The sequence below is a fragment of the Leptotrichia sp. oral taxon 221 genome (assembly GCF_018128245.1).
Taxonomy (GTDB): domain Bacteria; phylum Fusobacteriota; class Fusobacteriia; order Fusobacteriales; family Leptotrichiaceae; genus JABCPH02.
In genome coordinates this window covers 1288800-1305354 of the sequence record NZ_CP072378.1, presented here as the reverse complement: position 1 = coordinate 1305354, position 16555 = coordinate 1288800, and the positions used below count along the sequence as shown (strand labels likewise).

Annotated in this window: 13 protein-coding genes and 1 pseudogene; 12 read left to right on the top strand and 2 right to left on the bottom strand. The window is 29.3% G+C overall.

Annotated features, from left to right (window positions below):
- The first annotated feature begins 86 nt into the window (after window positions 1–86).
- The 12 genes and pseudogenes from uvrA (at window position 87) to J4863_RS05770 (ending at window position 13832) form a co-directional block, all read left to right on the top strand.
- Window positions 87–2912, top strand: coding sequence for an excinuclease ABC subunit UvrA (gene uvrA, locus J4863_RS05825; RefSeq protein ID WP_211619329.1), 2826 nt, complete (start codon window positions 87–89; stop codon window positions 2910–2912).
- A 213-nt stretch (window positions 2913–3125) separates the two neighbouring features.
- Window positions 3126–4253, top strand: coding sequence for a hypothetical protein (locus J4863_RS05820; RefSeq protein ID WP_211617858.1), 1128 nt, complete (start codon window positions 3126–3128; stop codon window positions 4251–4253).
- A gap of 88 nt (window positions 4254–4341) precedes the next feature.
- Window positions 4342–4674, top strand: coding sequence for a hypothetical protein (locus J4863_RS05815; protein WP_211617857.1), 333 nt, complete (start codon window positions 4342–4344; stop codon window positions 4672–4674).
- 70 nt (window positions 4675–4744) lie between these two features.
- Entirely contained in the window at window positions 4745–5974 is a 1230-nt protein-coding gene (locus J4863_RS05810; protein WP_211617856.1) for an AAA family ATPase, read from the top strand.
- Entirely contained in the window at window positions 5971–7650 is a 1680-nt protein-coding gene (locus J4863_RS05805; RefSeq protein WP_211617855.1) for a VWA domain-containing protein, read from the top strand. The genes J4863_RS05810 and J4863_RS05805 overlap by 4 nt, the downstream gene beginning before the upstream one ends.
- Before the next feature lie 40 nt (window positions 7651–7690).
- Entirely contained in the window at window positions 7691–8251 is a 561-nt protein-coding gene (locus J4863_RS05800) for a DUF1439 domain-containing protein (RefSeq protein ID WP_249111480.1), read from the top strand.
- Between the two features lie 118 nt (window positions 8252–8369).
- Window positions 8370–9680 (top strand): DUF389 domain-containing protein, encoded by a 1311-nt coding sequence (locus J4863_RS05795; protein ID WP_211617853.1) that lies wholly within the window; start codon window positions 8370–8372, stop codon window positions 9678–9680.
- A gap of 155 nt (window positions 9681–9835) precedes the next feature.
- Window positions 9836–10099, top strand: coding sequence for a co-chaperone GroES (locus J4863_RS05790; protein WP_211617852.1), 264 nt, complete (start codon window positions 9836–9838; stop codon window positions 10097–10099).
- A 28-nt stretch (window positions 10100–10127) separates the two neighbouring features.
- Window positions 10128–11753 carry a chaperonin GroEL gene (gene groL / locus J4863_RS05785; RefSeq protein WP_211617851.1) on the top strand — a complete coding sequence of 542 codons (1626 nt, stop codon included), beginning with the start codon at window positions 10128–10130 and terminating at the stop codon, window positions 11751–11753.
- 157 nt (window positions 11754–11910) lie between these two features.
- Window positions 11911–12348: a CGGC domain-containing protein gene (locus tag J4863_RS05780; RefSeq protein WP_211617850.1), complete on the top strand. Its 438-nt coding sequence runs from the start codon at window positions 11911–11913 to the stop codon at window positions 12346–12348.
- Window positions 12349–12381: 33 nt separating this feature from the next.
- Window positions 12382–12696 (top strand): annotated as a pseudogene (locus J4863_RS05775) (PD-(D/E)XK nuclease domain-containing protein); the annotation flags it as partial.
- Window positions 12697–12734: 38 nt separating this feature from the next.
- Window positions 12735–13832: a CapA family protein gene (locus J4863_RS05770; protein ID WP_249111479.1), complete on the top strand. Its 1098-nt coding sequence runs from the start codon at window positions 12735–12737 to the stop codon at window positions 13830–13832.
- Window positions 13833–14031: 199 nt separating this feature from the next.
- Here J4863_RS05770 and J4863_RS05765 read toward each other — a convergent pair whose 3' ends face one another.
- Both J4863_RS05765 and J4863_RS05760 read right to left on the bottom strand, forming a co-directional pair.
- On the bottom strand, window positions 14032–15300 hold the full coding sequence (locus tag J4863_RS05765; protein ID WP_211617849.1) for a hydroxymethylglutaryl-CoA reductase, degradative: 1269 nt from the start codon (window positions 15298–15300) through the stop codon (window positions 14032–14034).
- A 10-nt stretch (window positions 15301–15310) separates the two neighbouring features.
- Window positions 15311–16483, bottom strand: coding sequence for a hydroxymethylglutaryl-CoA synthase (locus tag J4863_RS05760; protein ID WP_211617848.1), 1173 nt, complete (start codon window positions 16481–16483; stop codon window positions 15311–15313).
- Window positions 16484–16555: the final 72 nt, after the last annotated feature.

Genomic DNA, 16555 nt, shown 5'->3' with positions numbered 1-16555 from the left:
AAAAATTGATTGAAGAATTTAAAAAAGCTGATTTAGAGGGATTTAAGTTAATTGAGGAGAAAAATTAGAGAGGAACATTGAAGAGAATGAAAGACAACAAAATAAAGATTACTGGAGCTAGAGAGCATAATTTGCAAAATATTGATATTGAGATTCCCAAAAATGAGCTGGTTGTAATTACTGGGGTTTCTGGGAGTGGGAAGTCTTCACTTGCGTTTGATACGATTTATTCAGAAGGGCAGAGAAGGTATGTTGAGAGCTTGTCGGCTTATGCGAGAATGTTTATTGGGCAGATGAAGAAACCTGAATTAGATAGTATTGAAGGGCTTTCTCCTGCGATTTCGATTGAACAGAAAAGTGTATCGAAAAATCCTCGTTCGACTGTTGGTACAACTACTGAAATTTATGACTATATGCGGCTTTTGTGGGCACATATTGGAGAGGCACATTGTCCGATTTGTCATAGAAAAGTGGAAAAACAGTCGATTCAGGAAATTGTCGATAATTTGATGAGTTCTAGAAAAGAAAAGGATAAAATGATAATTTTGTCGCCAGTTGTGATTGATAAAAAGGGAACTCATAAAAATTTGTTTTTGAATTTGCAGAAAAGAGGGTTTCAAAGAGTTCGAGTGAATGGCGATATTCTTGACTTGGGTGATGAAATTGTTTTGGATAAGAATAAAAGACATCATATTGAAGTTGTTGTTGATAGGGTTGTGTTTAAGGCGGATAATAAGGAGTTTTTGAGTCGATTGACAGAGGCGATTGAAACTGCGAGTGAGCTTTCTGATGGAAAAATAATTGTGAATATTAATGGAGAAGATAACAAATTTAGTGAGAATTTTTCTTGTCCAGACCATCCAGATGTTGTATTTCCAGATGTTGTGCCAAGACTTTTTTCGTTTAATGCACCATATGGAGCTTGTGAAGTTTGTAATGGGCTTGGTTCGAGATTGGAAGTTGACGAGAATAAATTAATTGTTGATGAGAATTTGTCAATTAATGAAGGTGGAATTGTTTTTCCAGGAGCGACGACTAAAAAGGGCTGGAACTGGGATTTATTCATAGCGATGGCAAAGGCACATAAAATCGACTTGGATAAAAAGGTTTCTAAATTGACTCGAAAAGAAAAAGATGTGATTTTTTATGGAAGTGATAAGCAATTTAAATTTTCTTGGAGCGGAGACAGTTTTAGCTATAATGGAAAACGAGGATTTGAAGGGATTGTGCATGGAATTGAACGAAGATACAAGGAAACTGCTTCTGAATCAGCAAGAGAAGAGATGGAAGCAAAATATATGACAGAGAGAACTTGTAAAACTTGTCACGGGAAACGGCTTAAAGATGTTGTATTGGCAATAACGGTAAATGATAAGAGTATTATTGACCTGACTGAGGTGAGTGTTGTTGATGCACTTGATTTTTATGAAAAAATTCAACTTACGGAAAAACAAATGCAGATTGCAGCTGAAATTTTGAAGGAAATAAAAGAACGGCTAAAATTTATGATAAATGTCGGACTTGATTACTTGAGTCTTGCGAGAATGACGAAAACGCTGTCTGGTGGAGAATCTCAAAGAATTAGACTTGCGACTCAAATTGGAAGTAGGCTTACTGGCGTGATTTATGTGCTTGACGAGCCGAGTATTGGACTTCATCAAAGGGATAATGACAAGTTACTTGCGACTTTGAAAGATTTGCGTGATATTGGGAATAGTTTGATTGTTGTAGAGCATGATGAAGATACGATGAGAGAAGCGGATTATCTGATTGACATAGGTCCAGGTGCTGGAATTAATGGAGGAAAGGTTGTAGCACAAGGAACGCCAAAACAAGTTATGAGAAATAAAAAATCATTGACAGCGCAATATTTGAACGGAAAAATTAAAATTGAAGTTCCTGAAAAAAGAAGAAAAGCGACTAAAGAAATTGTTTTGAAAAATGCAAAAGGAAATAATTTGAAAAATGTGACTGCACATATTCCTCTTGAAGTTTTGACGGTCGTGACAGGAGTTTCAGGAAGTGGGAAGTCGACATTGATTAATCAGACATTGTTTCCAGAGCTTCACAACAGGCTAAATAAAGGGAAATTATATCCGCTTGAAAATGGTGGAATAGACGGGCTTGAAAACTTGGAAAAAGTGATTGACATTGATCAGTCGCCGATTGGGAGAACGCCGAGATCGAATACTGCGACATATACGAAAATTTTTGATGATATTCGTGATTTATTTGCACAGACAAACGATGCGAAAGTGCGTGGATACACGAAAGGAAGATTTTCATTTAATGTAAAAGGTGGACGATGTGAAGCGTGTAGCGGTGCTGGAATTAATAAAATTGAAATGAATTTCTTACCAGATGTTTATGTGGAATGTGAAGTTTGTAAAGGAAAACGATACAATCGAGAAACACTGGAAGTTCAGTACAAAGGCAAAAGTATAGCAGATGTGCTAGAAATGACAGTTGAAGAAGCATACGAATTTTTCAAAAATATTCCGTCACTTGAGAGAAAACTGCAAACATTGATGGATGTAGGAATGAATTACATTCAATTAGGACAACCTGCGACAACTCTTTCAGGAGGGGAAGCTCAACGTATAAAACTTGCAACTGAATTATCAAAAATGTCAAGAGGAAAAACCATTTACATTTTGGACGAACCTACGACAGGACTTCACTTTGAAGATATCAGAAAATTATTAGAAGTGTTAAACAGATTGGTTGATAAAGGGAATACAGTCTTAGTAATTGAGCATAATTTAGATGTAATTAAAGTTGCGGATCACATTATTGATATAGGGCCTGAAGGTGGTTACAAAGGTGGACAGATTATTGCAGAAGGGACTCCTGAAGAAATTGCAGAGAATGAAGGGTCTTGGACTGGGAAATTTTTAAAGAAGTATTTGTAGTGTTTAAAAAAGATGATACATATTTTTTGAATGATTGTGGTTTAGATGAAATAATTACAAAAGAAAGTGATGTATATTAAATTTATTTTCTAATAAAAAGTATTGATTTCTTATGTAATAGAATAAAAAAATTATTATTTTTTATGGGAAATAATATTAAACGAAGAATAAAATATGGCATAATATAACTATATAAAAAAGGGGGAATTTACTATGGATAAAAATACTTTAAACAAGGAAATGAAAGATAATAATTCAAAAAACAATTTCAAAAAATTACTTTTGTCAAATCAATTTATTGAAGATTTATTAAAAAATTTTAAAATTAATTCTGAAAATGAGAAGAATAAAATAATATCTCAATTAGAAAATATGGTTGATGAAAATTTGAACGATATATTAAATACTACTGGATGTAATATAGAAACTATATCACCTGAAGATTTATCTTCAGAATTTTTAGAAATTTTTAGAAATGGTATTATAGATAGTGTTAAGAAAATATCTGAAAAGAATTCGCAAAAAATTATAGAAAATGAAACTCCTACTGAGTGGATTTGGGAAGATTCATTTGCTAGACCATTAGAAAGAAAAGAAGAATGGTTTGAATTTTTCTTATCTACAAAATTATCTTACAGAGATGAATTACCTGGTGAAAAATACTTGGAAAGATATTTTGCTTTAGAAGGAAGAAGGTTATTCCAAGATTACGATACTGGAGAAATAATAGTGTATCTTGGGGGGTATTTATTAGCAAGAATCATTAAATCTCCAGATATAATAAAAAGAAGATATTACATAAAGGAAGTGTACAATGACTTTCACAGAGACTCATTAATAAGTCAAATAGCAGGAATAGGTAATACTAAGATAGATATATCTAAGATGATGAAAATCTTAGATGAGTATGAAAAAGTATTCTTTAACTGTATATCAGATACACAAAATTCATTAGATAATGCCTATTATACTTGGCTTTTAAAAGATACTGTATTTAATGGGCAATATCCTGATATAAAATTATTATATGAGTACGATTCAAAATATATCGTTGATGATGTGAGACTATTATTTAGTTTTGCACCATTTTTTAATATAGATGGAAAAATGGTATCTGAGGATATATATATGGATGTAGTGTATGAAAGTATGGAATATGATACTAAGAAATTGATTTACTCTTACTTAAAAAATATATTTACATTCAGTAAGAATAACCTAGATAATCAAGATGGAAATTCGTTCTACTCTTATGTAATTGAAAATGATGTATTATATAAAATTTCATTTATGCACGCTAATGTAAGATATCACGGAAACCCTATTGAAGTGATAGAATAGTTATTATAAAGGTATATCTTAATGATATACCTTTTTTTTTTAAACTGAAAAATATTAAGATTAAATACGAAAGGAAAGGGATTATAATATGATGTATATAGAATATCTAGATAATAAAGCAAAGGATTTAAGAATATCATTATTAGATAATATTAGAGAGGATGTGGAAGTTAGTGTAAGATATGAAACGGAGATTATAGATTCTTTAATTATAATTATAGAAAATAAATTAAAGTATATAAGTGTATCTTTAAATTCCAAATTCTGTCAAATAGTTGGTAAGGATATAATAGGTGATGATAGCGATACTAAGACTATAAAGATTAATACAAAAGATATATATATTAAAGACAAAATATTCGTAATAGTAAAGATGATAAGTAAATTTTTAGTTTACAAAAAATTTAAAGATATGGTATAATAAAACATTAAGAAAAATAAATAAAAAATGATAATTTATTAATAGCAAATAATATATGAAAAGGAGAAAAATGGAATTAAAACAAAAAATATTTAAATTATTAGAACATTTAAATAAAGGACTAATTGAAAAAGAAGATGTTATGAAAATCGGACTTTTAACATTATTATCAAGTGAAAATATAGTTTTATTAGGGCCTCCAGGTACGGCAAAAAGTGAAGTTTCAAGAAGATTATCACAAGTTATAAAAGATGGAAATTATTTTGAATATTTACTTACAAAATTTACAACGCCTGAAGAATTATTTGGTCCACTTTCGATAACAAAATTGAAAAATGATCAGTTTGAAAGAAATGTAGAAGGATATATGCCATCTGCATCAGTTGTATTTTTAGATGAAGTTTTTAAAGCGAATTCTTCGATTTTAAATTCCCTTTTAACTATAATAAATGAGAAAAAATATCATAATGGAAGAGGGAAAGTAGATGTTCCTCTGATTTCATTAGTTGGAGCTTCTAATGAATTTCCTACTTCTATTGAATTAGAAGCACTTTATGATAGATTTTTAGTAAAGAAAGAAGTTGGATATATTGAAAGTGATGAAAGGAAAAGATTGCTAAATTTAGAAAAAGAGGAGTTTTTTATACCAGAAGAATTGAAAATTACAAGAGAAGAAATAGAGATAATAAAAATAAAAAGTAAAGAAGTTTTAATTTCTGATAAAATGTCAAGTCTAATTTTAAAATTAATTGAAGAGTATGAAAAATCATTTACAAAAGATGAAAAAAAAGAAATTATTTCAGATAGAAAAATTGTAAAAATTTCTAAATTGTTAAAAATTTCAGCATTTGTAAATGAGCGAAATGTAGTTGATATTTCTGATTTAACTTTATTAAGAGAATGTTTATGGAATAATCCAAAAAATATAACAAAAGTTGATACTATTTTGGATAAAGTAATAAAAAAAGAATGGAAAGAAGTTTTAGATATAATTAAAATTGGAAAAGAAATGAATAATGTATTTTCTGGGAATCCTTCTCAAGATATAGAAAATTATCAGTCTAAAAAATTAATTCAAAACATAGGTGAAAAAATTCAAAACATAAGTGAAAAAATAGTGAAAGAACTTATTAGTTCGATAAATAATCCTGAAACTTTAGATGAAAAAACAATAAAAAACTCAGTAAATAAAGCCAATCAAAATGATATACAACTAGAAAAAATACAGCTTGAGGTACAAAAGAAAAATGAAGTTATAGAAAAAATAGAAGAACTTTGTCAGGAGAACATTTGGTTATGATTAATTTTTTAAATCCATTTACTTGGTTTAGTGGTAAATTTGGTTTTAGAGCAATAAAAAGTTTAATAGATAATTTTCATAGAATGAAAGTTGTTCCTATCGAAGGAAGTGTCTTATATTCTGATTTAATGTTGGTTGCAGAACATTCAGGAATTTATGTTGGAAATAGAGAAATTTCTAATGTAAAAGTTCAGAATCTTTTATTAGGGAAAAGTAAGATTTTGATTTCTACACCTGAAGATTTTACTGAAAAAGCATGGCGTGGGAAAAATATTTATGTTTCATCAAATAAAGATGGAGCTGTGGGGAATTGGAATGTTAGTGAATATGCTCTTTCAAGAGTTGGGAATAAAAGGTATTATAATCCTTTCTTTAAAAATTGTCATACATTTTGTATGAGATGTCTTGATGAATGTGATGAAAAAGCAAATATTGGATTTTTAGAAAAAGTTTCTGATTTTTTTGGATTTGGGAAAATGTTTGATGAAACCTGGGAAAGGACAATTACTGCGTTAAAAAGAAAAGCAAAACAAAAGTTAGGGGCAACTAAGTGGTATGTTTGGGATTTGGAGGAAGAAGAGGATTCCAACATGGAAGATTATAAATATAATATGAAAGAATTGTATCAGGATTATGAAAACATTCCTTTGAATGCAAAAAATATTATTAATATGGAATTGGAAGGTTTAGAAATAGAAAACTATATTAAAGAAATTTCAGATGAGAACATACCTGAATATTTAATGAGTGATTTAAATAAGGTTAGAGAGGAAGTTAATAATATTAATAATGATATTAGAGGAAAATATAAAAATTTTTTGAAAGAGTTTTCTGATTTTTCAGAAGAAAATAAAAATGGAATTGGCTATACTTACAGTCAGTTGAAAAAATTACCTGAAAATTTTAGTGAAATTATAGAAGAGATGAAAATTAATGATGAAATAAAAAAAGTGCTAGATACGTTAGGGAAAAGTGATAATCTTGATGAAGTTGAAGTTTCTAAGAAAAAAGAAATTAATGAAATGTCACAAGATGAATTATTTGGGATTTATAAAAGTAATGATATCACAAGAATTCTTCCATCAGAGTTAATTTTGTTCGAAAATGAAGATTTAGAAAATCTTTTTTATGCAAAAATGTATGAAAATAGTCTCTTAACATATGAACTTCAAGGAGAAAGCAAAAGAAAAACAGAGGAAGATGATATAGAATATAAAAAGGGTCCAATCATAGCTTGTTTGGATACATCAGGAAGTATGAACGGTACGCCTTTAAAAAAGGCAAGAGCATTACTTCTAGCAATTTCAAAAATTTTGAAAAAAGAAGATAGAAAATTATATATTATTTTATTTGGATCTGTCGGAGAAATTTTAGAGTTAAATATTGAGAATAGCGAGAATAATATTGAAGTATTTAATTTTTTAAATCAAAATTTTAACGGAGGGACTGATTTTGATACACCATTAAAAAGAGCTGTTGAAATAATAGAAGAAGTTAAATATTATAACAAAGCAGATATTTTATTTATAAGTGATGGTATTTGCGAATTAAGTAACTCAGGAAAAGAATTTTTAAAAAATAAGAAAGAGGTACATAGTTTTAAAATTTGTACAGTAAATTGTTCAAATATTATTTTTTCAAACGATGGATTTAGTGATAAAATAATAAAGATTTAAATTTTTGAAAATGCGAATAAATAAAAAAGGAGATGTAAAAATGGGAAAAAAGAAAAACAGTTTTCTAAAAAAATTGGCATTAATCATGATTCTAGTATTTGTAGTTGCATTAGGAATAGTTTCTTGCACTTTTTTGGAAAATAAAACTTTAAGTGTTCCAAAGTCTATAATACAAGGAAAAGTAGACAAAAAATTTCCAATTACAAAAAATTTCTTGTTTGCGAAGGTTACTTTGAAAAATCCTAAAGTTGATTTTAAGGGTGATAAAATGTATATTGACGCTGATTATTCAGCTTCGCTTGTTGGAAGTGGAATTAGTGGAAAAATGTATTTGAGTACAAATGTCAGATATGATACAAATAAAGAAGAATTATATCTAGTGGATTTGTCGATTGATAAGATTTTAGATGAAAATGGTAAGGAAGTGGCAGATTCTTCGGAAGCAAAAATGTTGAAATCCTTATTGAGTAACTATATTGAGACTACGCCAGTGTATAAATATGGTGAGGAATATGAAGAGAAAAATAAAGATAGAATAAAAAAACATGTAAAAATTAAAAATATGTACATTAGAGATGGTAAATTATTTGTTCAAACTTAAAAAATATAAAAGTAGTGAAATTTTAGTTTTATTTGAAAAATAGTTGTTTGATATTATTAATTTTGAGTATTATAAAAAATAAATTTTAGAAAATTTAAGTTTAAAAGGAGAATATAAAATGGAAAAAATAAAACATGAGAAATATAGAATTTTAAAACGGAATATTATTGAAGATTCTGATTTTACAAAAGAAACATTATTTATTTTGGTTTGTGCAATGGTTATCGCCTCAATTGGATTAAATACGAATTCTGTTGCAGTAATTATTGGAGCAATGTTGATTTCACCTTTGATGTCACCAATTCAATCATTAGGACTTGGGCTATCAACTGGAAATTTGAGAAGAATTTATCTTTCTCTTTTTAGGCTAGGAATTTTTGTTTTAATAAGTGTTATTAGTTCAACATTTTATTTTTTGGTAAGTCCAATAAATGATGTAACTCCACAAATTTTAGCTAGAACATCTCCTACTTTATGGGATGTATTAATTGCAATCTTTGGTGGAATTGCAGGAGTAATAGGGAAAACAAAGGAAGATGGTGGAAATGTAGTTCCTGGAGTGGCTATTGCTACGGCATTAATGCCGCCTCTATGTGTAGTAGGATTTGGAATTGCTCATGGAAATCCTAAAATTTTTCTTGGAGCTGGATATTTATTCATTATAAATGTATTTTTTATAATGATGGCAACGCTAGTTGGACTAAAAATTTATTATGGGGATATTTTTGATGGAAAAAGAAGAATGTCCCTAAGACAGCAAGTAATTTTTTATGTAGGAAGTTTACTTGTAGTACTTCCAAGTATATATACTGCAACTATTTTGGTGCAAGATACGGCAAGAGATAATTCGCTAAAAAAATTTATTTCTAAAGAATTGAATAATCACTATGTTTTTGACGATTCAATTGATAAAAAAAATAAAGTGATAACTTTGAAAATTGTTGGAGATAATGTTAAAAATCAAGATATTAAGAATTTAGAAAAAAAATTAGAGAAGTATAATTTGGGGAAATATAGTTTGAATATAAAACAGATTTCAAATGAAAAATATTTGACAGTACAGGATTTATCGAAATATTTGAAAGAAGAACAGATAAAGGATAAATCGGAAGAAATAACAGTACCTAACGCTACTGAAGATAAAATTTCTTTAGAAAGGGATTTAAAGACGATAGAAAATATATTGTATAAAAGTTTTGGAAATAGTATTAGTGAAGTAAAAATTGGGAAATTGGTAGATGCAAATAATAGTGAAAGTTACATTGTTTTAGTTATTGGGAATGAAGCAATGACTGATGAAATTGCTGAAAAAATAAAAAATCTTGAATTTGATACGGATAAGAAATATGAAATTATTGTAGAAAAATCAAAATCTATTTCAACGAATGAAGAAACATCAAATCAGAAAAAAATACTTGAAAAAAAATAAAAAATATATTATTATATAGTTAGCAATCTTGTCGAGAGAGTGCTAACTTTTTTAATATTTAAACTATATAAAATTATTAGATATATTTTATATTATGTTTATTATTGAACAGACTTTAGTAAAAATTATTGAAGATAATAAAATTAGGAGGAGATATGAATATTAGACCATTAGGGAAAAGAATATTAGTAAAAAAAGTTAAAGAAGAAGAAGTTAGAAAAAGTGGAATTGTTTTACCAGGAAAAACTGGTGAGGATCAACCAACTACTGGAGAAGTTGTGGCTATTGGGAAAGAAATTGAAGATATCAAAGTAGGAGATAAAATTATTCATGAAAAATATACTGGGACTGAAGTGAAAGATGGAGATGAAACTTATTTAATTTTAAATTTAGATAATGTTTTAGCAATAACTGACTAGTATAAATTAAAAAAGAAGGAGAATGAAAATGTCAAAAGTTATAAAATTTAATGAAGATGCGAGAAAATCGCTTGAAATTGGAGTAGATACATTAGCAGATGCAGTGAAAATAACATTAGGGCCTAAAGGTAGAAATGTTGTGTTGGATAGAGGATTTGGAATGCCGATTATTACGAATGATGGTGTTACGATTGCGAAGGAGATTGAATTAGATGATCCAATTGAAAATTTAGGAGCACAAATAGTAAAAGAAGTTGCAACAAAATCAAATGATGTGGCTGGAGACGGAACTACAACAGCGACTGTTTTGGCACAAGCGTTGATTAAAGAAGGATTGAAAATGGTAGCTTCTGGAGCAAATCCTGTTTTCATTAGAAAAGGTATGGAACAAGCAACTAAAAAAGTGATTGAAGAATTGGCAAAAAGGGCGAAAAAAATTGAATCAAATGAAGAAATAGCACAAGTTGGAGCAATTTCAGCTGGAGATAAAGAAATTGGTAATTTGATTGCTCAAGCGATGGAAAAAGTTGGAGAATCAGGTGTAATTACAGTTGAAGAAGCTAAATCATTGGATACAACATTGGAAGTTGTAGAAGGAATGCAATTTGATAATGGGTATTTGTCACCTTACATGGTTTCTGACACTGAAAGAATGGTTGTTGAATTGGATAATCCTTATTTATTGATTACAGATAAAAAAATTGCTAGTATGAAAGAGTTATTACCAATTTTGGAAAAAACTGTTGAAACTGGTAGACCAATGTTGATAATTGCGGAAGATGTAGAAGGAGAAGCGTTGGCAACATTAGTTGTAAATAAATTGAGAGGAACATTGAATGTTGTGGCTGTTAAAGCGCCAGCGTTTGGAGATAGAAGAAAAGCAATGTTACAAGATATTGCGATTTTAACTGGTGGAGAAGTTATTTCTGAAGAAAAAGGAATTAAATTGGAAATGACAGAAATTGACTTTTTAGGACAAGCTAAGAAAGTTAGAGTTAGTAAAGATAACACAGTAATCGTAGATGGTTTGGGAATGAAAGAGGAAATTGAAGCAAGAGTTCATCAACTTAAACATCAAATCGAAGAAACAACTTCAGATTATGATAGAGAAAAATTACAAGAAAGATTGGCTAAATTATCTGGAGGAGTTGCGGTTATTAAAGTTGGAGCGGCTACAGAAACTGAAATGAAAGAAAGAAAATTAAGAATCGAAGATGCCTTGAATGCGACAAAAGCTGCCGTTGAAGAAGGAATCGTACCTGGAGGAGGAACTATTTTAGTTGAAATCTCTAAAGCTATTGAAGATTTCAAATTAGAAGGAGAAGAAGGTTTAGGTGTAGAAATCGTGAAAAAAGCATTATTTTCTCCATTGAGACAAATCGTTATAAATGCTGGTCTTGATTCAGGAGTAGTTTTAGAAAAAGTTAGAAATTCTGAACAAGGTATCGGATTTGATGCTGCAAATGAAGAATATGTTGACATGGTAAAAGTTGGAATTATAGATCCTGCTAAGGTTACTCGTTCAGCAATTCAAAATGCAATCTCAGTATCATCAGTATTGTTAACTACAGAAGTAGCTGTTGGAAACAAAAAAGAAGAAAAATCAGCAGGTGCAGGAATGCCAGGTGGAATGGGAATGCCAGGAATGATGTAGAACATTTGAAATAAAATATATTCAAAGTCTCTGTCTATAATTGGATAGGGACTTTTTTTAGTAATAAAATCTAATTGACAAAAGGTTTCTATTTTTGATAAAATTTGAATTAGAAAACTAAATTATAAAATAGATGTTTTTAGGAGGTATTATAAATATGGATTTATCAAAAATTAAATTAATTGTAATAATTCAATGTGAGATTGCAAAAAGACGATGCAGCGGATATCATTGCAGCCAGTCATTTTATGAAAGAAGTGGCGGATTTGAAAAATATTCACAAGATCAAGATATGAGACTTCTTATGTTTGAATGTGGAGGATGTAACGGAAAAGGAGTAAATTCTCTTTTGTCAAATGTGGGAAAATGTCTTAAAAAAGAAGGGAAAATTAAGCCGGAAGAAGTGGCAATACACTTTGCATCTTGTGTTACGCTAGACAATCATCATTCTTCGAGATGTATGTTTATAAATCATATGAAACAGCAAGTTTTGAAAACGCCACTTAAAGATGCACTTATTTTGGAGGACACTTGGTATTCAAAAACTGCTACAAGAAGACGTTTGGAAGGTATTTATAAGACAAATAGAAGTTAGTGAAATTAATAAAAAAGAGGGGATTATTATGAAAAAAAGGAAAGAGAAATTACATCGAATGGCTTTGCTGGAAAAGGTCGATATGATTTACTTTTGAAACCTAAAAATGTTTTGGAAGGAAGAGAAGGAATTATTTTTGAATTGAAAATTGTGAATGCAAATTCAGATCAAAAGTTTAGTGGAGATAAATTAAAAGAGAAACTTGAAAAAGAATGTGAAGTTGCATTAAATCAAATTGATGAGAAAGAATATATTTCAGTTTTGAAAAATGCTGGTGTTGAGAGAATTTTGAAAATTGGAATTGCATTTTTTGGAAAAGAATTTGAAGTAAAATTTGAGAAAGAATAAAGGAATAGAGAAAAAAATATTAAAATTTTGGAGGAAATTTGAGAAAATTACAGAAATATTTGATTTTAATTTTCATATTGAGTTTAAATTTTAGTTGTGGTCAATTTGAAAATAGTAATTCAAATAATAAAAATACGAGAAAAATAAAAAAAGAAGAAATGAAAAAAGAAATTTCGATTATTGGTGTTGGAGATATTATGTTAGGAAGTAATTATCCAAGTGAGGAATTATTGCCAAATACAAACATTTTACAAAATGTTGAAGGGATTTTAAGAGATGCGGATATAACAACTGGAAATTTGGAAGGAACATTGTTTGATAAGGGTGGAGATGCGAAAACTTGCGATAATCCATCAGTTTGTTATGTTTTTAGAATGCCATCAAAATATGGAGAGTATTTAAAGAATACTGGTTTTGACTATTTGAGTTTAGCGAATAATCATAGCAACGATTTTGGTGAAACTGGAATATCAGAAACGATGAAAAATCTTGATGGACTAGGAATTAAATATTCAGGAATTAAAGATAAAATAGAATATTCAATATTAGAAAAAAATGGTATAAAATATGGATTTGTCTCATTTGCACCAAATTCAAAAACAGTAGATATAAATGATTATGAATATGCTTCAAAATTAATTAAATCTTTGAAAAGTAAGACAAATATTGTTGTAGTCTATTTTCACGGTGGTGCTGAAGGCAAGGATCACGAACATATTACCCGAAATAATGAAATTTTTCATGATGAAAATAGAGGAAATGTTTTTAAATTCGCTAGAAATGCTGTAGATTCAGGTGCTGATATAGTTTTTGGACAAGGCCCTCATGTAACACGTGCAATAGAAATTTATAAAAATAAATTTATCTCCTACAGTGCTGGAAATTTTGCCACATTTGGAAATATAACTTTATCAGGAATCAGTGGAATCGCACCTATATTCAAAATAAAACTTGACAATAATGGTAATTTCATTAGTGGTAAAATTATATCAGTGAAGCAAGAAAAAGGTGTTCCAAAAGTGAAAATAGATAGTGAAAATTCCGCTACAAAGAGAATAATTGCTTTGAGTAATCAAGATTTTCCTGAGGGGAATGGGCTTAGAATTTTAGAAACTGGAGAGATTGAAAAAAGGTAAAGTAAAACTCTTGGATTAAAATTTTTATTAATATAGTATTTAATAAAAAATGGAAAAAGAACTAAAAGATATCAAGTAATTGGAGAGTGTCCATAATTTCGTGTAAACTAATAAATAAATCCATTAAATTCAGAACTTTTTTATTCTATATTACACAAAAATTGTTACACTCTCATATTTAATAAAATATATAAAATCTTTATTTTTTTCTCAATTCCTCCAACAATTCCTTCGCCACACCTAAATTCATATGCCTAACCTTCAAAAGTTCCTCTACAAGCGGATCTACTTCATCAGCATTAGCCCCAGCAAAAAGAGCAAGAGAACGAGCCTGAAGCTTCATATGCCCCTTCTGAATACCAGTCGTAACTAATGCTTTAAGAGCAGCCAAATTCTGTGCTAATCCAACAGAAACGATAATACTTGCTAAAGTTTTTGCATCAGGATTATTCAAAATATGAAAAGCCGCTTTAACAGAAGGATTTAGCCCAATAGAACCGCCAACACTTGCAACAGGCATCGGTAAAATAAGTTCTCCATTTAATTTGTTTGTATTTTCATCGAAAGTCCAAGTTGTAAGTCCTTCATATCGTTCATTTTTTACAGCATAAGCATTTCCAGCAGCTTCAATAGCTCTCCAATCGTTTCCTGTAGCAATCACGACAGCATCAATACCATTAAAAATCCCTTTATTATGTGTAGTCGCACGATAAATATCCATTTTAGCAAATTTACTCGCCAAATCTATTTTTTTAGCAACTTCACTTCCACCAAGCAATTTAACATCCAATTCACAATTTGCCTTAACCAATGATTTTGTAGCATAATTTGATAAAATTGCCATTAAAGATTTTGAGTGAGTAATTTCTTCAAGTAAAGGTTTAATCGCTTCTAACATAGTATTTATAATATTTGCACCCATTGCTTCTTTTACATCGATAGTCAAATAAACGACCAAAAAAGAAGTATTTCCTTCTTCAAGTTTCTTAACTTCGATTTCACAAGCACCACCACCACGTGCTACAATTGACGGGTAAGCGTCGTTTGCAACTTTTATTATTTCTTCTTTCGAATTTAGAATTTTTTCAGCTGCTACATCAAAATTTTCAACATCAAATAAAGCAATTTCACCAATCATTTTTCTATCTAAAATTTTTGTAGAAAAACCTCCAGATTTTGAAACAAGTTTAGCTGCAAAACTACAAGCTGCAATTACAGAAGGCTCTTCAGTAACCATAGGAACAGTATATTCAACATCATTTATCAAAAAATTAGGTGCTACTCCAAATGGTAAAGAAAACGTACCAATACTATTTTCAATCATTTGCCTAGCAATTTCAGTAGATAGATTTTCATTTTCTTTTAATAAATTTTCAAAATCACTGTCAATAATTTCGTTTTCCTTCAACATATCAATACGCTCAAGTCTTGTTTTTTTCTGAAATCCAAGCCAATTTTTTTTCTTCATAATTCTTCTCCTAAAAATTATTTTTTTTATAAATTCTCATATGATTTTCAATTTTTTCTAACGAGAACAAACTATTATCATCATTAATAAAACTAGAATTTCCATTTTCATCTAACTCAATTTTCTCAAAAAACATTTTTTCATATTCTTCAATAGAAAGTTTAACACGAGTATCAAAATCTTCCATTCTATCAGAACGCAATCGTTTCTCAAAACCATCAACCAAAGTTACACTAAATATTTCACAAACAGCACCACTTCCATAACTATACATCAAAATATTATCACCGCTAGACAAAGATTTTGAGTTTTCAAGAAGCGAAAGTAAGTTCAAATAAAGAGAGCCAGTATAAATATTTCCTACTTTTTGGTTATAAATAATTGAAGTATGGAAATTCTCATTTAATTTATCTTTTAAATTTTCATTTTCCTGTTTTGGAACTATTGTATTTAAACCTTTTAAACCGATTTTTGGAAAAGGTAAATGAAAACAAATTGCTTCAAAATTGTCTAAAGATTTATTAAATTTTTTAGAATACTCATTCCAAGTTGTTTCTAAACAATCTAAATATTGTTTTGTCGAGAAATGTCCGTCAACATGAGGAAAATCTGAATAATTAGGACGCCAAAAATCCATAATATCCCGAGTTTGATAAACATTGTCGTCATTTAAAATTAAGATGCTTGGATCTTTTTTTATAAGCATTGCACAGCTACCAGCTCCTTGTGTTGATTCTCCTGTTGCCCCAATTCCATATTTTGCCAAATCACTAGTTATTACAAGAACAGATGATTCTGGATTAGAAGCCACATGATTTTTAGCAATTGCAATAGCTGCTGTTCCCCCATAACAAGCCTCTTTCACTTCAATAGCCCTCGTAAATGGCGATAATCCCAGCAAACTATGGATAAAAATAGAAGCTGATTTACTTTGATCAATCCCAGATTCTGTACCGATTATTATCATATCAATATTTTTTTTATCTTCTTCAGTCAAAAATTCCGAGGCAGCTGTAGCACCTAAAGTAACTATATCTTGAGTAATTGGTGCTATACTCATTTCCAATTGTAAAAGCCCTTTTACATATTTATTAGCATTAATGTTTCTAGCTTTTGCCAAATCTGCGATATCTAAAAAATATTTAGGCATTGCAAATCCAATTTTATCAATTCCTATTTTCATTTATTCCTGCCTTTCTAACAAAAAAGTTATTATTTATAATCTTAATATCTTGTTATGTATTATTTGATTTTC